Source organism: Singulisphaera sp. GP187 (assembly GCF_900129635.1).
Lineage (GTDB): Bacteria > Planctomycetota > Planctomycetia > Isosphaerales > Isosphaeraceae > Singulisphaera.
In genome coordinates this window covers 998,877-1,015,615 of record NZ_FSRB01000003.1, presented here as the reverse complement: position 1 = coordinate 1,015,615, position 16,739 = coordinate 998,877, and the positions used below count along the sequence as shown (strand labels likewise).

At 60.9% G+C, this 16,739-nt stretch carries 13 protein-coding genes; 7 read left to right on the top strand and 6 right to left on the bottom strand.

Annotation, left to right across the window (positions count from 1 at the left end; all coding sequences use genetic code 11):
- Positions 1 to 62: 62 nt before the first annotated feature.
- From BUS42_RS40065 to BUS42_RS40040, 5 genes are all read left to right on the top strand, one after another.
- Positions 63 to 1,634: a HEAT repeat domain-containing protein gene (locus BUS42_RS40065; protein WP_254054103.1), complete on the top strand. Its 1,572-nt coding sequence runs from the start codon at positions 63 to 65 to the stop codon at positions 1,632 to 1,634.
- Positions 1,635 to 1,872: 238 nt separating this feature from the next.
- On the top strand, positions 1,873 to 2,148 hold the full coding sequence (locus tag BUS42_RS40055; protein ID WP_074317231.1) for a hypothetical protein: 276 nt from the start codon (positions 1,873 to 1,875) through the stop codon (positions 2,146 to 2,148).
- A gap of 12 nt (positions 2,149 to 2,160) precedes the next feature.
- Positions 2,161 to 2,862: a Shedu immune nuclease family protein gene (locus tag BUS42_RS40050; protein WP_074317229.1), complete on the top strand. Its 702-nt coding sequence runs from the start codon at positions 2,161 to 2,163 to the stop codon at positions 2,860 to 2,862.
- Positions 2,863 to 3,631: 769 nt separating this feature from the next.
- Complete coding sequence (locus tag BUS42_RS40045; protein ID WP_074317226.1) at positions 3,632 to 4,075, top strand: hypothetical protein; 444 nt, start codon at positions 3,632 to 3,634, stop codon at positions 4,073 to 4,075.
- Positions 4,076 to 4,158: 83 nt separating this feature from the next.
- On the top strand, positions 4,159 to 5,208 hold the full coding sequence (locus BUS42_RS40040) for an IS630 family transposase (RefSeq protein WP_074311863.1): 1,050 nt from the start codon (positions 4,159 to 4,161) through the stop codon (positions 5,206 to 5,208).
- A 350-nt stretch (positions 5,209 to 5,558) separates the two neighbouring features.
- Here BUS42_RS40040 and BUS42_RS40035 read toward each other — a convergent pair whose 3' ends face one another.
- The 4 genes from BUS42_RS40035 to BUS42_RS40020 all read right to left on the bottom strand — a co-directional run bounded on the left by BUS42_RS40035 (position 5,559) and on the right by BUS42_RS40020 (position 9,104).
- A complete protein-coding gene (locus tag BUS42_RS40035) occupies positions 5,559 to 7,577 on the bottom strand; it encodes a recombinase family protein (RefSeq protein WP_074317223.1) in 2,019 nt (672 codons plus the stop codon).
- Between the two features lie 375 nt (positions 7,578 to 7,952).
- Entirely contained in the window at positions 7,953 to 8,243 is a 291-nt protein-coding gene (locus tag BUS42_RS40030; protein ID WP_074317221.1) for a hypothetical protein, read from the bottom strand.
- Complete coding sequence (locus BUS42_RS40025) at positions 8,243 to 8,602, bottom strand: hypothetical protein (protein WP_074317219.1); 360 nt, start codon at positions 8,600 to 8,602, stop codon at positions 8,243 to 8,245. Before BUS42_RS40025 ends, BUS42_RS40030 begins: the two co-directional genes overlap by 1 nt.
- 211 nt (positions 8,603 to 8,813) lie before the next feature.
- Positions 8,814 to 9,104 (bottom strand): hypothetical protein, encoded by a 291-nt coding sequence (locus BUS42_RS40020; RefSeq protein ID WP_074317217.1) that lies wholly within the window; start codon positions 9,102 to 9,104, stop codon positions 8,814 to 8,816.
- 442 nt (positions 9,105 to 9,546) lie between these two features.
- Here BUS42_RS40020 and BUS42_RS40015 point away from each other — a divergent pair, with 442 nt between their 5' ends.
- Both BUS42_RS40015 and BUS42_RS40010 read left to right on the top strand, forming a co-directional pair.
- The gene (locus BUS42_RS40015) at positions 9,547 to 11,298 is read left to right on the top strand and encodes an IS1634 family transposase (protein ID WP_083670021.1); all 1,752 of its coding nucleotides are present in this window, start codon (positions 9,547 to 9,549) and stop codon (positions 11,296 to 11,298) included.
- A gap of 1,043 nt (positions 11,299 to 12,341) precedes the next feature.
- Complete coding sequence (locus BUS42_RS40010) at positions 12,342 to 13,595, top strand: IS630 family transposase (protein WP_074317216.1); 1,254 nt, start codon at positions 12,342 to 12,344, stop codon at positions 13,593 to 13,595.
- Between the two features lie 190 nt (positions 13,596 to 13,785).
- On the opposite strand, the gene BUS42_RS40005 is transcribed toward BUS42_RS40010, so the two are convergent.
- Together BUS42_RS40005 and BUS42_RS40000 are read right to left on the bottom strand one after the other, a co-directional pair.
- Positions 13,786 to 15,087, bottom strand: coding sequence for a spinster family MFS transporter (locus tag BUS42_RS40005; protein WP_254054102.1), 1,302 nt, complete (start codon positions 15,085 to 15,087; stop codon positions 13,786 to 13,788).
- Between the two features lie 412 nt (positions 15,088 to 15,499).
- Positions 15,500 to 16,642, bottom strand: coding sequence for a hypothetical protein (locus BUS42_RS40000; protein ID WP_074317213.1), 1,143 nt, complete (start codon positions 16,640 to 16,642; stop codon positions 15,500 to 15,502).
- Positions 16,643 to 16,739 lie beyond the last annotated feature (97 nt).

Sequence of the window (16,739 nt, the reverse complement as noted above, 5' to 3'; positions counted from 1 at the left end):
ATTCGCACTATGATGCCGCTCCAATGGATTGGGAGGATTACGGTCTTTGCACGGAGGCAACCATGCCAGAGCGACGGCAAACGGGCGTTTGGATTGCGGGCGTTCTGAGCTTGGGAGTTGTGGCGGGGTTGGCGATCGGTGGATACCGGTGGGTGAATCGCAAACCGGTGGCTCGACCGATCGCGGTGAAGCTCGACGCGAACTCCCCACTCGCCGTGCTGGCTCCGGCGTTGCGGGACGGCGATGCGAAAGCGTTGACCGCCCTCTACGAGCAGGTGTCTGCCAACAAGCCGGGGATCAACGAGGACGAGACGCCGCAGTGGCTCGACACCTTGGCGGCGGTTCGGGCGGGCTATCGGAAGTACGGGTCTTACGGCCGAGCCACGGCGCTGAACGTGGCCACCAAGATCCTGAATCGGTTCTCGGTCTCGTCTGAGGGAGCTCCGGCCTCCTGGCCCAAGGTCCTCCCGCCGGTCCACGACATTCTGGCCTCGGGCATGGCCGATGCCGACCTCAACGTTCGGGTCTCGGCCCTCTCCGAAGTAAGCCGGCTCTGGGGCTGGCTGCCTGGCCGAGCGCCCACGCCCGTCGAAGAGGATCTGCTGGCCGACTGGAAGTTGGGTTTGCACACGCCGGTCGTTCGTGCCCTGGCTGACCGCGCCCCCAAGGTTCGGTTGGCCGCAGTCGCTTGCCTGGGCACCCTGCCGATCAACTCGGCGGCCGCTCCCGCGATCCCTTATCTCGAAGACATGAGCCAAGGGGCCGGCGAGGTCCGCCGCCAGGTGATGATCTCGTTCGCCGCCCGTCGCGCTCTGCTGACCGAAGAATCGCTTCTGAAGCGGCTCTACGATCCCGAGCCCGGCGTTCCCGAGACGGCTGAGGCCATTCTCAAGACGCGCGGCCTGACGGATGAGCAGATCAGCCTTGGCAAAATGATCTACCATCCCAAGCCGGCGCTGCGGGTCTCGGTGATCCCCTTGCTCCGCGATCGGACCGACATCGACCCGGTCGTCTGGTTCCTCCAGTTGACTCGCGACAGCGACCCCTCGGTCCGCGCCAGCGCCGTCGAAGCCTTGGCCGGCCGGCTCTCCCCGGAAGTGCGTGAGCGACTCGCCGAGATGGCCTCCTCTGATCAGTCGCCCCAGGTTCGCCAAGCCGCCAGCAAGATCGTGCCCGCGGCCACCGAGAAGACGGTCGCTCTCCCCCCCTGCCCGGCTCCCCGAGCCTGGCCCCCAAGGCGAACTGAGCCTGGCTCGGGTCGTGACGAGTCGACAGGCAGCGAATCATTCAGGGAACGATGGCGGCCCGATCGAGGAATCGGGCCGCCGTCGTTCTTTTTCATGGGGTGGAAAGTCGGCCAGGAGTTGAGTCTCGCTCTGCTCGCTCGCCATTCAGGCGGGCAGCGTGACCGAGAGCACGGAACTCTCGCCAGCACCGAGGTTCCAGACCAGCACTTGCGGCGGTGTCGGAGGCGTGGGGACGATCTTCAGCCAGGGGAGACGCGGAATCTCCTGAAAAACCGGATCGGCCGGTCCTCGTGCCCCCAACTCGCGGAGTCCAGCGTCGGGCACGATGATTTCAGGGACTCCGTCGCGGAGCAACTCGAGCCTGTCCCCGTTTCCGTTCCCGTCTAGTCTGGTATTCAAGGAGAGTAAGCCAGAGAGAATGGGGGGGGCTTTGGATTGCTCGTCGTCAGAATTGGCCTGCTGGTTTTTTCTAAAGCCCCCAGATTGCTTCGCTGAAATGCCTGGTTACTCGTCCGCTTCGGTAACATGCTCCCACACCGCCGCTACAAAGATTCTAGGTGCCTGGCCTGTGCACCCCGTAATTCTTGGGGCTGGCAGTCGGCCAGCGGCGGTGTAGAATAAGATTATGAAGAATGTTGTCACCACACCTGCGGTCGATTTAGCCCTGCGCACACTCGGCCCCGATGAGGTCCGACGGGTCCACGCTTGGTTCGATCACCTTGCTAACTGGGACGGCGACCCGTTCGTGCGAGAGAACTCGCACACCCTGGCTGAGATACCCGGTGTCCACGTGTTCCGGACGAGCACGGACACCAGGATTTTCTTCACAATCGAAGGCGACACGATCACAGTCCTCGACGTCGCCAAGAAGCAATCCATCATGACGACCGCCGCCCACTAGAGGGACTCGCGAGTGGGTGCTGTACTCGAGTCGATCACGTTCGACCACGCCCTGTTCGAGGCAGAACTGAGCGCGTTGGCAACCCTCCTGGCGTTAAAGGTCGACCTGTCCGAGATGGACGACATCCAGCCGCTGTTCAAGGCCAGCCGGCATCTGTCGGCGTTCCTTGGGACCTTCGCCCCGGACATCGGACCGGCGACCGAATTGGCGTACGAGTTTCCATTTTTCGGCGACTACAGGGCCGACCTGCTCGTGGGAAGCAAGTCGGCCGCCCATTTCTGTGTGGTCGAGTTCGAGGACGGCAGACCTGATAGTATCTTCAAGAAACAGCCGAATCGGCCCAACCCCGAGTGGAGCGCGAGGTTTGAGCACGGATTCAGTCAGTTGACGGACTGGTTCTTCAACCTCGACGACTACAAGAAGAGTCATGGGTTCACGAAGACCTTCGGTTACGGGCACGTCTCGTTTACCGGCCTGCTGGTCATCGGGCGGTCGGCAAGCCTGGACGACATGAAGCGCACCCGGCTCCGGTGGCGTTCCAACAAGGTGATTATCGATTCGAACGCAATCAACTGCGTCACGTTCGACGACGTTCACGAGATCCTCCGTAAGCGATATGCACTGTACAGGGCGGCGGCATCGCTGGAGAAACTGCTGTCCGATTCGCCGAACACACCTCCAACCGAGGGGACGGGTGGAGTCGGGCCGGTGTAACGCCGGTTGACGATTTAAAGCTTAACGTGGGGCGGAAGAAAGGGACGGAGCGAATTTACGATTTCCGCGGCCGTCCTCGGTTCCAGAGGGTCGACTCGAGCGCGAGCGATTGCGCCGTCTGTCGACTCCGCTCCTCGCCACCGAACGGGCGTTCGCGGGTCCCCGATTGCCTGAGCCTTGCAAGTCGGCTGCGGAGAGGTGTGAAAGCAAGGACAGGGTGTGAAAGCAAGGACAGGGTGTGAAAGCAAGGGAGCCATTTTTTCCATTCTTATAGTCGCTCACATTCGGTCTGGTTCCCGTAGACGTTGAGAGTATTTTTGTACGTCATGAACGCGATCAAGGGCCCGAATCCGGAGGAAGCAGAGGCGGCAACTGGGAGCAGTTTTACATTTTTGATGTCATTGTCGACAATTGCTGTGGTCGAAAGTGCTCGATTAATCAAGCCTATAGGTATGGTTGCGGCATTCAGGATCGTCCACCTTCAGGAACCATGCGTCAATTGCGATGGGGAAAGCCAAGTCGTCAGAATGCCCTCCGGGCTTCTCGGACTGAAGAGTTCTGTGATGCTGGTATTCGTATTTTTGAACCCCTGTAGAAATCGATCTTGCAGCGGACTATCGAGCGTGGCGCCTTCAAGACAGTGGATGTTTAGCAGGGAAACAAGGATGCACCAACGGCTTCATGCCGGACGAGCGACGAATGGCTTGAGACGGCCATCTACATCACAGATAGATATTGGCACAACAAAACCCAGGGGTGGCATGCATCTATGGAACTGTTCATCACCGTGTTCTGCGTGGCGGCTGTAGCGATTGATGGATGCGGGCCCAACAAGCCGCCCTATCGCTCCTCGGAAGTCATCTTCGGCGAACAAGAACAATTCAAAAAATTGAATTATCAAAAGGTTTACGATTTTAAGGCTTTGGCTGTTGTCGGATTTTTTATGTTTGAGGCGGTTGACATTCAGGCTTTGAAGTCAGCGATTGTCAGCGAGAAATTCGAGGACGAGGCTTTTACAGGAGTGTCGAGCGATGACTATGGGGCTGGCCCTGCCAAGCCTCCTTCATGGTGGGATCCAAGTACACTCGATGGCAAAAGATCCGTGTATCGATTGCAAGTTAAGACCGCTGATAATGAGGACCTGAGATATGATATCTTCTTGCACGCCAGCGATCGGTCGCGACGATTCTTTGTCGTCCAGACGCATTACTAAATAGCTCCTCGCAACGGGGAAAGTAGACGGGGTCTGTACAATTGGGTAGTGTCACTCATGTCCAGTCCCCGAGATTCACACCCATGGCACACAGCGTTACCCTCGACGACGGGCAGCGCCGGGCGTTGCTCGATCGATATCGCAAGGACCACGACCCCGAGGTCCGCTTCCGATCGCATCTCCTCTTGCTCCTGGACGATGGGCACACCTGGGCCACCGTCGCCACGCTCTTGTTCTGTAGTTCGCGGACTATCGACCGCTGGGTTAAGCGGTTTCACGCCGAAGGGGTGGAGGGTCTGAGCGGGCATAAACCAGGCCGCCCCTTTCGCTTCGCCGCCGAGTGGGTCGCCGTCGTCGTGGACTGGGTCAAATCCCAGAAGCCCCGCGACTTCGGCTTCCTCCGCAGCCGCTGGTGCTGCGAGATCGTGGTACTGCTGATGCTTCGAGAATTTGACCTGGAGGTCTCTCGCGAGACCGTTCGTCGTTGGCTGCATCAGGGGGGACTGGTCTATCGTCGCCCGCGTCCCACGGTCGGGCCGACCGACGCGGAGCGGGAAACCAAGCTGGAAAAGCTCCGCGAGTTAATCGCCGGATTGCCTGAGGACGAGACGGTGGTCTTCCAGGATGAGGTCGATATCAACACGAATCCCAAGATCGGCTCGATGTGGATGGTCAAGGGCCACCAGGCGAAGGTCGAGACACCCGGCAACAACGAGAAACGCTATCTGAGCGGTTCGATCCACTGGCGGACGGGGCAGGTGTTTCTGACCGAGGGCGCCCCGAAGCAAGGGAGGGACACGGCGTTGTTCTTGAAGCACCTGGATGATCTTCGGAGTTGCCTGAGGCGCTACCGCAAGATTCACATCATCTGCGACAACGCGAAGTGCCACGCCAGCAACGATGTGGCGGTGTATTTGTACGAGCACCGCGAGCGGATCGACCTGCACTTCCTGCCGGCCTACAGCCCCGATTGTAATCCGATCGAGCGGGTGTGGTGGAATCTGCATGACCAGATCACCCGCAACCATCAGTGCAAGTCCATGGAGGAGTTGTTGGAACTGACCTTCACCTGGCTCGGCAGTCGCAACCCATTCAAGGTCGAGGGCCGCTCCGTCTATCAGCAGGCCGCTTGAATTACTTTCCCTGTTGAGAGGAGCTATTTAGGCTCTGCTGATGCGGATGCTTGTCTGAAATGCGCCGCTGTGCGAGGCCGTAGAATAATAGATCTTGCACCGGCCCCGGGGGGGGGGGGGGGGACGCGAACGACACCCCCTCAAGGAACCGCTGACGCGCCTGGTCAATCGCGAGGAAGGGGCGCGCGGGGCGTTCTTGAAGGGTCGCTCATACTACCTCCATTCTCCTTGTTTGACGAATTGAAAGGCACCAGTGCCTCGGGCTGGCACAGAGATGCGCCTCGGCAAAACAACTATCGGCCGAATTGAGTAGTCACAGTATTTAAGAATGCTGATAATAGTTCCAGCCTTCAAACGGGCTCTCCATCGAGGTCAGCAGGATAGTGCCGGCCCTTGCGACTCAACGCGACCCTGCATTCGAGTCGTTTCAGTTCCCGTTCGTCAGCGTGAAGAATCCACACGCCGTCAAACGGCCGCTCAAGCGCCTGCACCCATCCGCATCGTACCCAATCTTTCAACTTCTTCACCCGGATTCCCAGCCGCTCTGCCAGCGCGTCCGCCGACCATCGCGGCGGTTGTGGGCCCGACGCGTTTTCGCCTTCCGCCTGCCCCGCCAGACGCGGAAACAGTGAGCGGACCACGTCGGCCGTGAACGCTCCTCGTTGTTTCGGCGTCCGGAAGCCTTCCGCATTGAGCTGCTCGGCGATCCGCGGCGCCCGCCAACCGGCCCCGCGCCGCGCACCAAGGCGAGCCAGCAATTCCTCGTAATTGTCGAGTTGCTCATATGCAAACACTGCGCGGCATAGCTCGTGCCGGCTCTCAAAGCCTCCCGCCCATCGGATCGCCACTGCTGTCTGCTGCCCCGTGCTACGCCTGGTGACCTCAACCCGCTCGATCAGGCAGCGCAACATCTCCTTCCGCTCGCCTGCAGTCGTTTCCGGCGCGTGCCAGAGCATGGGGATATCATGACTCAACGCTTCCAGCACGCACCGCTCCACAGCCCCTAACTTGATCAACTCCTCGTGCTCCAACCGATCGCAAGCATCCTGGGCCGCGCTCTGGTGCTTGAGGGCCGCTTCCCAGTTCGCTTCCAGGGTGCGGGCCACGAGCCGATTCTCTGGCTCGATCGCCTGGTATTGACGCTCGGCACGCTCTACCTCGTAGGTGGCACGTTCCAGGTTCTGCCGCAGTTGCGTCCCGTGCTGCCGGCGTTGCTCGCTGGCGTGCTCGATGGCGCACAAGCTGAGCTCGATCGCTGCCGGCGATAGCGCTTGCAGAAGCTGCTGGGTGACGAGTTCGTCGAGGCCCCGCGCAGGGAGACCGCCATAGACTTCGTCAGTCGCCGCGAATCGCCGTCGCGTGCAGGAGTAGCGACCTTGACGGATCGTTCGATATTCGACCAGCATCTTGCGGCCGCAGCGCCCACAGAAGAGCAAGCCGGCCAACAGCGCCGAGCCGCCGCCAGGCGTTCCCTTCGTTATCGGCCGGCGCTGGTTTTCGAGCATCAGCGATTGGTTCGCCAGATACTGCTCCCAGGTGATGTAAGCCGCGACGCGGTCGTGCAACAGAACGGTCCATTCCTCGGACGGGCAGTGGTGGCGGCCCTGGGTCATCCGACCCGTGGGATCGACGTGGGTCTGCGTCTGGCGCCGTCCCCATGAGTACGCACCGGCGTAGAGCGGATGATGCAGCGCCGTGCTCACGATCGTCACCGTGGCCGTGCGCCACGCAAGTTGGCCGGCGCTGTCGCGCTTTGGCAGTTTCACGTCGTGCCGCCGCAGGTCCCGCACCACGGCGTAAGCGGTCCCCAACTCCAGGAACGCATCGAAGAGCCGTTGGACCGCGGCACGGACTTGCTCGTCGGGATCGAGCGTGACGGCGCCGTCCGGCAAGAGCACGTAGCCCCACGGCACGGAATGAAACAGCTCGCCGCGCTCCGCCTTGTTTCGCCGGCCCCGTTCCAGCCTCAACTTCATCACATGGAGTTCCATCTCACTCATAACACCTTTCATTCCAAGAATCAAGCGATCGTTAATGTCACTGGGGTCATAGATGCCGTCTTCGTCGACCAGCAACACGTCGCGAACAGCACAGAGATCGAAGAGATTATGCCAGTCCCGGCTGTTCCGCGCCAGGCGGCTCATCTCCAGGGCCAGAACCAGCCCCACGCGGTCCTGCGCCACATCGGCCAACAACCGCTGGAACCCGTGGCGGTCTTCCGAACCGCGGCCGCTGAGCCCGAGGTCTTGGTCAATCACCACGACGTTCGACGCCGGCCAGCCCAGGTCCACAGCCCGGTCCCGCAGCGCGTATTGCCGCGCGAGCGACTCGCCGTTTTCGACCATCTGGAGGGGATTTGACTGACGCATGTAGACATTTGCCTTGTGTTGAAAGTGGCACGGCCTCGTCTTGGATGACCCCCATGGGACGGCCGTGGTCGAGGCCAAGACAGGACTGCGAGCCTTGCGGGACGTGACTGGGGACCGTTCAACGGCGCTCATCGTGCACCTCCCTTCGCGCGAGGTGACCGACGACGATTCTCGCCAGGCAGCGGAGCGTCTTCCGCTGCACCTGCTCCGGCATCACCGTCCACAGGCGTGTCAGTTCGACCTGTTTGGCCGACGCTTTGCGCGGGGGGGGCACCGACAGAATGTTTGATAAACATGACTCTGTTCCGTATTCGACACCCTGCTGACGTTGCCGTCGCCACGCGGCGAGCCTTTGTAACGCCGTAAGTGAGACAACTACCGCATCAGCCCCTGATCGGCAATCTGCGATTTTGGGGGTATTGTGTCGGGCCGTTCTTCGAGGGCCGGTACAAGAGCGTGGCGATCCTCGATGAAGAGGCGTTGCTGGCGACCTGCGCGTACATCGACCAGAACCCGGTCGCGGCGGGCCTCATGGCGGTGCCGGAGGCGGGTGAGCACACCTCGATCCAGCAGCGGGTCGAAGACGTTGAGGAACAGGGGCGTGTCGAGACGCTCAAGGCCGCCGAGTCGGGGAGCGTGGCCGCGCAGGCGGTATCCTCCGAACATCAGCTAAGGACATGCATTGCGATCTCAGGATCGCAATGCATGTCCTCTTCTCTTGCTCGCATCAGCAGGTAGGCGCGGCGGGTGAACTTGAGCAGGAAGTCGGCGAACCAGGTTCCGCACGCGATCCCGAGCAGGCCGGCGATCGCGGTCAAGCCGCCGATCCAGAGCCCGGCCGACTTGGCGGACATCCCTCGGACCGTCTGGTAGAACGTCGAACCCCAGGCGGCGTAGCCCCGCTGGCAAACGTGACGGCCGCCATCCCGGCCGTATTCCAGAGGAATGTCATTGCTTTTCTGTTTTTCGGTCCACTGGCCGTTGGCGCCATGAGCGGAGCTGAGTGGACCGGTGGGGGCGGGCACTGGGTTTTGCTTGGATCGTCATCGGCCCGCTGGCCAGCCTTCTGGTCAATCAGAGCCTGTGGTGGGGCAAATTCATCAGTCCGTAGGGTAAGTGGGCGAGGCTTGAACCGCTCACTTCGGCTCTGGCGGCTCGTGTGGGACGGGGAGCCACCACGGCCACTTGCTTAATTCATACCCAAACCCACGCCGCTGTGACCTGGGCAATCGATGTTCACAGCCCCGTCACCTCGATCGTGAACATGAAGCGATCGTCGTTGTAGGTCTTGCCCTGCATATTGTTGAGTAGCTTGCACGTCGAGTTGCTGCACGCGTGCGAGAAGTCGAGGTAGACCCGCAGTTGCTTCGACGCGTCCTCGCTGCGCACGCGGGCGATGTCGAGCTCGACCCCTACGCGCGGTTGCCATTCCTTTGTCACCGCCGTCACCTGCCGGAGGTTCGGAACGACTGGGTGAGCGCGGCGCAGGAGGTCGACGAAGTGCGGCGAAATGCCGATCTTTAGCATCGCTGGAACATACGTTCCGCACATCTCGCCTGCAATTTCTCGGAATTTTCACCTCCTGCTATTTCTGGCATACGCTGATGTATTGGCTCCCGCGACCCGCTCCTTCCATGATCTCCGCCACTGACTTGCTCACATCACGCCTCCTCGTCCCGCCAACCCATCGTGATCGTTCCCCATCGATTCTTCGCTTGTTTCCCATGCAAGGCAATGTCCCAACCGTTCCCTGCCTCCTTTCGGAGTCAAACTTGAGGATTCGCTTTTGACGTAAGTCTTGCGGGCCTAGACTTACGTCAAGGCGTAATTATTTCTGCAAGTCAACAAAATTTTCCACCTTGACCCGCTCGACTCTCGGACAATCATGCCGACGGGAATCACAACCCGACGCCTGTCGCCAATCGCGGGCATGTCGAGGACGATTTGATCCCTCTCGAGGCCATGGTCCATGCCAGAACAAAAACGACCGCGCCAGTCGAATCCCGCTCCCGATCTCAGTCCCGGCGAGGCGGCCCACACCGGCGGTCAGTCCCTCAAGTCCTTCCGGCTCGGCGCCCTTCCCATCCTCGATCGGATCATCCGCCGACTTCGACTGGATGACTTCCTCCGCCAATACCTTCCCCCCGAGGATGCCCGCCAAAAGATCGCCACCTCCACCGGCCTCCTTCTCTTGCTCAAGAACCTTCTCGTCTCCCGTGAACCCATGTATGGCGTCGGCCAATGGGCGAGTCGCCACCCCGCCGAGTGGTTCGCTCTGACCCCGGCCCAACTGCCCCACTGGAACGACGACCGCGTCGGACGTTGTCTCGACCGACTCTTCGACGCCAATGTCCCCTCGTTCACCCTGGCCGTCGCCACCCATGCCGTGGCGGAGTTCAACGTCGCATTGGACGAACTCCATAACGACTCGACCACAATCACCTTCCACGGCGACTATCGCGAGGCGGCCCAAGAGGACCTGATGCGGGGCCAGAAGACCCAGGCCATTACCTGGGGGCACAACAAGGATCATCGCCCTGACCTCAAACAACTGCTCTACGTCCTGACCGTCACTCGCGATGGCGGCGTACCGGTTCACTTCCGCGTCGAAAGCGGGAATACCACCGACGACCGCACTCATCGTGCCACCTGGGACCTGCTGTGCCAGTTGACCGGGCGACGGGACTTTCTCTATGTGGCCGACTGCAAGCTCGCCACCGCCGAGAACATGGCTTACCTGCACCAGCACGGCGGCCGATTCCTGAGCATCCTGCCTCGTACCCGCTCCGAAGATGGCGAATTCCGCGCGTTGTTGTACCAGGACCAGGTGACCTGGAAGCCGATCCATGAGAAGCGGGATGAGAAGGGAGTTCTCCTGGAACGCTACAGCGTGGCCGACCAGGCGACCCTCAGTGCCGAGGGCTACCGTCTGATCTGGTGTCACAGCACACGGAAAGCGGAAGTCGACGCATCATCACGTCATCAGCAAGTGGAGCGTGCGTTGCTGGCGTTGTCGGAACTGCGGTTAAAACTCAGCTCGCCGCGTAGCCGCTATCGCCAACTCGGAAAGGTCAAGGAGGCGGTCGCGGCCATCCTGGAGCCGCGGGACTTGGCCCGGTGGATCACAGTCGAAGTCGTGGAAAAACGGGAGGAAACTTACCGTCAGGAGGGGCGTGGCCGTCCCAACGACAAGACGCGCTACGTGAAAGAGGAGACCGTTCGCATCGCATTGACTTACCGCATCGACCATGTTGCTCTCGCGGCGGAAATGTGCGTCGACGGTGTCTTTCCCCTAATCACCAACGAGTTATTGCTTACTGAGGAAGAATTGCTATTAGCATACAAGCGTCAGCCGGTAATCGAGAAGCGGTTTTCGCAACTCAAGACAGACTTCGAAGTGGCTCCCGTGTACCTGCAGAACGTGGGGCGGATCCAGTCGCTGCTTTGCGTCTATTTCTTGGCCCTGTTGACCGAGGCGCTGCTGGAGCGGGAACTGCGTGCGGCGATGAAACGCGATGGTGTGAAGAGTGTGCCTCTGTACCCGGAAGGTCGAGCGTGCCATCGCCCGACGGCACGTCGGGTGATTGATTTGTTCGAGGAGGTGCAGCGTCATCAGCTGATCGTGGAGGGGCAAGCGCCAGTGGAATTCACGACCGAGCTCTCCAAGTTGCAACGCCAGATTCTGAACCTGCTTGGCATGGCGACGGCCTACGATCGCTGAAATTGCAGGCCGCCGGAAATTCGGAGATAATGAACCAGAGATGTGCGGAACGTAGGCTGGAAGGATCTTGTCCTGCCAAATTAGCTCGTCGGCGACGTGCTGCGGCGCATTGGCGTTGTAGCTGCCCAGGCGGATGCCGACATTGTCGAGGTGAACGTTGCAGTAATCCTTGGCAACCGCGCAATGCAGGCTCGGCTCCGAGTTCTCCCGATACCCCTGCCCATGCGTCGCCAACGCCGCGATGCTGCCCACCGACGGCAGGATGCCCAGGATCCGCTCACGCGAGTCCGGCTGAAACCCCCCGTGCTGCAGCGCGTCGGCCCATTTCTCGGCATCGACCGCCACGAAGTCGAAGCCGGCGTTGATCGTCGGGTTTACCTTGATGATCGATTTAACGTGCTTGCGCAGGTCGATGCTGTGCAAGTTGTAGAATCTCGCCGAGATCGTCCGCCACATCGGGCTATGTAGCTTCCACGCATCCTGCTCGGCCACGTCCTGTGCGTGGAACGTGCGCATCTGCTCGGTGATTTCCGTGGGGTCGAGGTCTGGCATGCGATGCTCCTAACTGCCTGAATGGGACGGCATAAAACATGACGGACCGACGTTCGTGGTGTGACGGCCGGAAAACATGGCGCGGCCCGATCGAATGACGGGGCACCCGATTGACCCGCCAACTGCCGCGGAGCTTTTACCCCGGGCCATGCTGCGATTTTTGATGAATAATGACGTTTACTGAAAGATGGATAATTGTGGGCAAATATAATAGATTTTTTAGATTCACCCAGGAGACCCAGCAATGACGATTGCTCGCACCCATCTCGTCGGCCCTGACGTCACACGTTGGTATCACTCGTCCCGCGATGCGTTCGACGTAAAGCAAGGCCATGCATTGCAATCCAGTCATTGCAATGCATGGCCTTGCTTTGATTCGCGACGCGTTTGCGCCTAGACCGACTTTTCGTATTCGATAGCCCAAGGGGTTGACGAACACCCCAAAATTACCTGGATGGACTAACTTACCAGCCACCAGGAGTTCACACGTCATGCCGGGCCAGGCGGCCAAGATCACCATTACCGAGTGCCAGCAGGAAATCCTTCGGACTTTGTCCCGTGCCACCACGGCACCCTCGCGACTCCGGCAACGCGCCTCGATCATCCTGATGGGCTTCGACGGCCTTCGCAATCAAGAGATCGCCGAGGCGGTCGGTCTGGTCCACCGCCAGGTCGGACGCTGGCGACGACGCTGGGCCAACGCTTGGGAGAAACTGATCAACATCGAATGCTGCGAGACTCGCGCCAAACTGCGCCATGCGATTGAAGCCGTCCTCACCGACGAACCACGCCCCGGCGCCCCCAGCAAGTTCACCCCAGAGCAGGTCACCCAGATCTTGGCGATCGCTTGTGAGCCGCCTGAGAAGTCGGGCCGACCGATCACCCACTGGACCGCTCGGGAACTGGCCGATGAGGTCGTCAAACGCGGCATTGTGGTATCGATCTCATCGTCCCAGGTGAGCCGTTACCTGGATGAGGCCGCCTTGCAGCCCCACAAGAGCCGGTATTGGCTCAACACCACGGAGAAGGATCCTCAACGTTTTGAGGAGCAAGTCAAGACGGTCTGTGTCACGTACCTCATGGCGTCGGAGCGGGAGCGGAACGATGCGACCCACACCGTTTGCATTGATGAGATGACCGGTCTCCAGGCGCTGGAGCGGATCGCTCCCACCAAGGGGATGATCGCAGAGAAGTGCGAACGGATCGAGTTTGAGTATATCCGACACGGGACGTTATGCCTGATCGGCAACTTCGAAGTAACGACCGGAAAGATGCTCACTCAAACGATTGGCCCGACGCGAACCGAGGCGGACTTCGTCCGTCACATCGAGCAGACGTTGACTCTGGACCCGGAGGGATCGTGGGTATTTATAGCGGACAACTTGAACATTCATTGCACGGAAAGCCTGGTGAATCAGATTGCCGTGGCGTGTGAAATCCCCCTGGAATTGGGCAAAAAAGGTAAACGTGGGGTGCTGAAGTCGGTGGCGAGCCGGCAAGCGTTCTTGTCGGACACAAGTCATCGGATTCGATTTGTATATCTTCCGAAGCACAGCTCGTGGCTGAACCAGATCGAGGTGATCTTCGGAGTGATCATGCGAAAGGTGATTCGTCGCGGTTCGTTCACGTCGGTGAATGATCTGCAATCAAAGCTGTTGAACTTCCTTACCTATTTCAACAAGGTATTCGCGAAGCCGTTTCGCTGGACCTACACGGGTCGTCCGCTGATGAAGTCAGCGGCGTAAAAACAGAGAAGATGGGAGGCCCCGGGATGTTGGCCTCTTCATTAGCCTTCAAAAACGAAAAGTCGGTCTAGTCAAATGAGGATGTCGAAGTCCGATTCTCCCAGACAGAGAATTGAGGCTCCCCGCTCGCCTTGCCGGCGAGCGAAGCCAGTGAGGCGGTCAGGGAGGCGTTTGCACTGCGCGGGAGCGGTCAGTGGCCGAGGATCAGGTCCGCCGAATCGTCGGAGGAGAATTGTTGGGCCCGCGCCTGGTCTTCGGGGAGATGACGCGAGCCGAAGTAGAAGAAGAGGCTGCCGAGGATCATGACCGGGACGACGGAAAGCATTCCGACGATCAGGTTGCTCTCGCGGACCGGCTTGGCGCCGAGGCTCGCGAACAGTTCGCCGAGAGCCGAGGAGGCAACGCTCGGGTTACCGAACATGTCGGAGACGGTGCCGATGAGGATCGGGGAGCTGATGTCGCCCAGGAGGTGGATCAAGAAAATGCTCAGCGCATATCCCGCGGCCCGCTGGTTCGAGGGGACGACGTTGGCGGTGACCGCATTGCATGGGCCGAGCACCGAGGCCAACATCACCATCGCGACGAACAGGAGGCTGAGCGAGGTGGTTAACTCGGGGTCGAGGATCCCCATCAAGGCGAATGGCGTCGCGATCAGGACGGCGAAGGTGGCCATCAGCAGGTAGGCGCGGCGGGTGAACTTGAACAGGAAGTCGGCGAACCAGGTTCCGCACGCGATCCCGAGCAGCCCGGCGATTGCGGTCAGACCGCCGATCCAGAGCCCGGCCGACTTGGCGGACATCCCTCGGACCGTCTGGTAGAACGTCGAACCCCAGGCGGCGTAGCCCCCGCTGGCAAACGTGACGGCCGCCATCCCGGCCGTGTTCCAGAGGAACGTCCGGTTCCGGAACAGAGCGAGGTAGTCGCGAATTTTCGGGCGGTCGGCTTTCCCGGCGTGCGTCTTCCCTTCCGAGGCACCACGCCCGGGATCGCGAATCACCAGGCCGAGAAGTGCCACCAGCAGCCCTGGTAGACCAACCACCCAGAACGCGGCCCGCCAGTGCCAGGCATCGGCCACCCAGCCGCCGATTCCATACCCGAGCGCGCCGCCGAGCGGTAAGGCCAGGAAGTACAGGCCCATCACCCGCCCTCGCTCCTTCGGCGGGAACAGGTCGGCCAGCAGCGCGGGGGCAATGACCCCGTAGGTCGCCTCACCGACGCCGAGGAGAGAACGCCAAAAGAACATCTGCTGATAAGATTGCGAGAAGGCGGTCCCGACCGTCGCCACGCTCCAGAGCCCGACTCCGAGTGCGAGCATGATCCGACGGCTATACCGGTCGCCAAACCAGCCGACCAGGGGGGAGGCGATCGTATAGACGATCATGAACGATGAGTTGAGCAACCCGAGCCGGAAGTCGTTGATCTCCAACGCGTCTTTGACGTGGGTGCCGACCGCGAAGAACGAGTAGCGGTCGATGTAGTTCAGCAGGTTCATGCTGAACAGCACCCAGAGGGCGAATCTCGCTCCCGTCTGGGTTGGAACGATGCCAGAGTGCTGATCGGAAGCCACCGCCGGGCCAGACATGGGAGACTGCATGATGACGCGGGGGCCTCTCAAGGGACGGGCTCATGGGTGACACGTTGGTTATACCCGCATCATCACCGAGTGGCGAGACCGGATGCCCCCGGAGCGAATGCCGGTTCTTGCTTCGAGGACCCGGAAGCCAAAGGGGACGGAATTTCCCTCAGTTCCGAGGCAAAGCAATGAGTGACGGCGAGGAGCGGGGCACGAGTTGGTTCAGAAGCAAGAAAAGGTTAACAGTTCGTCGCCCCCTTGCCGAGGCGAACCCGAGCCTTGAGGGGGGCGGGTGATCGGCAAGGAAGCGAGCGTCGAGCGGGAGCCTGGATTATTCACGGTCGCGGGCGGAGGCCGGGCGTCCCTGGGCCTCGGCATCGAGGAAGACGAGCAACTCGGTGCCGGTTGGCACGGTGCCGGGAATTCGGAGGTTGAACAGGCCGCTCTTCGATTGGAGGATGCCCGGCTGGATCCCCGCCGAGATCAGCAAGGTTTGCTTCAGGGGCCAGCTTTTGACCGTCTGATTCAGGCGGGACTCGGTGACCTCGGGGACGTCAATGGTGAGCTCGCTCGGTCCGACCTCGCGCGGGGCGATGACCCGGGTGCGATGGAAGTTCTTGACCGTATTGGCCGTGAGCTCGATGGCGGCGTCGAGCGTGTCCCCATCGTAGGTGAGTAGTGGGCTGAGCTTGAGCGTGACCCCTTCCTCGAGTTGCTCGGTGCGCGGCTGATAGCCGAGCCCCGCTGCGCTCTCACGCTGGAGTCCGCCGGTATAGCCGCGCGACTCGGAAGTCTTGACCACCAGAGTCTGACCGTTCACCAGGTCGACCTTTTGGTCGGTGAGGAGCTTGAATCCCTGGTAGACCTGCATCTGGGTCAGGGCGAAAGCGGAATCCTCTGACTTCAGGGTCCAGACTTGCTGCCCTTGAGGGCCGCTGCCGACGGGGGTCAGCCGTGAGTAGACCGCATACCGCCAGCGGCTGTCGACGGCCGCGACGAACCGCACCCGGATCGAGAGGATGTCGTGCTCGGCGTTGGTGAACCGCTCGATGACCTCATCGACCTTCTTGAGGACATTGGCGTTGTTGTAGGCGCGCACCTGGGTTCGACTGGCGCTCAGAACGGCGATCTTGTCGCCGTGCCACTCCGCCTGGGTCGTCCGCCGGAAGATCCATTCGATGATGGCGTTTTGAGGGCTGTTTTGATTGTGGGCCAAGCTGGTGTAGTGGGAGATATCATAATTTCGCCACTGTTGGCCCGGTTCGGCGGGCAGGTTGGGAGGAACCTCCTCCTCCGCCGGATCGGTGTCGAGTTGATCATCGGTGCGCGACCGCCTCAGCGGAGCCGGTTCCAGGGCCGTGCCGCGGCCCTTGGTCGAAGCGGGCGAGGTGCGTCGCTTGGGGGATTGCGCAAGTAGGCCCCGGGGGACGAGGCCTCCCAGAAGCGTCAGGAACATGGCCGAGCGGCGGTCCATGCCAGTGGCCTCCTTGCCGGGCTGGCGTCGGGGCAAGTTCAAGTCAAGTTTAGTCGAGTCGGATCCGTTCGAGCGACGTCGATCGAGGCGGATGGCA

Coding starts and splice junctions, on each gene's coding strand:
- BUS42_RS40065 (WP_254054103.1), top strand. CDS start 63: ATGCCAGAGCGACGGCAAACGGGCGTTTGGATTGCGGGCGTTCTGAGC.
- BUS42_RS40055 (WP_074317231.1), top strand. CDS start 1,873: ATGAAGAATGTTGTCACCACACCTGCGGTCGATTTAGCCCTGCGCACA.
- BUS42_RS40045 (WP_074317226.1), top strand. CDS start 3,632: ATGGAACTGTTCATCACCGTGTTCTGCGTGGCGGCTGTAGCGATTGAT.
- BUS42_RS40040 (WP_074311863.1), top strand. CDS start 4,159: ATGGCACACAGCGTTACCCTCGACGACGGGCAGCGCCGGGCGTTGCTC.
- BUS42_RS40035 (WP_074317223.1), bottom strand. CDS start 7,577: ATGCGTCAGTCAAATCCCCTCCAGATGGTCGAAAACGGCGAGTCGCTC.
- BUS42_RS40030 (WP_074317221.1), bottom strand. CDS start 8,243: ATGTTCGGAGGATACCGCCTGCGCGGCCACGCTCCCCGACTCGGCGGC.
- BUS42_RS40020 (WP_074317217.1), bottom strand. CDS start 9,104: ATGCTAAAGATCGGCATTTCGCCGCACTTCGTCGACCTCCTGCGCCGC.
- BUS42_RS40015 (WP_083670021.1), top strand. CDS start 9,547: ATGCCAGAACAAAAACGACCGCGCCAGTCGAATCCCGCTCCCGATCTC.
- BUS42_RS40010 (WP_074317216.1), top strand. CDS start 12,342: ATGCCGGGCCAGGCGGCCAAGATCACCATTACCGAGTGCCAGCAGGAA.
- BUS42_RS40005 (WP_254054102.1), bottom strand. CDS start 15,087: ATGAACCTGCTGAACTACATCGACCGCTACTCGTTCTTCGCGGTCGGC.
- BUS42_RS40000 (WP_074317213.1), bottom strand. CDS start 16,642: ATGGACCGCCGCTCGGCCATGTTCCTGACGCTTCTGGGAGGCCTCGTC.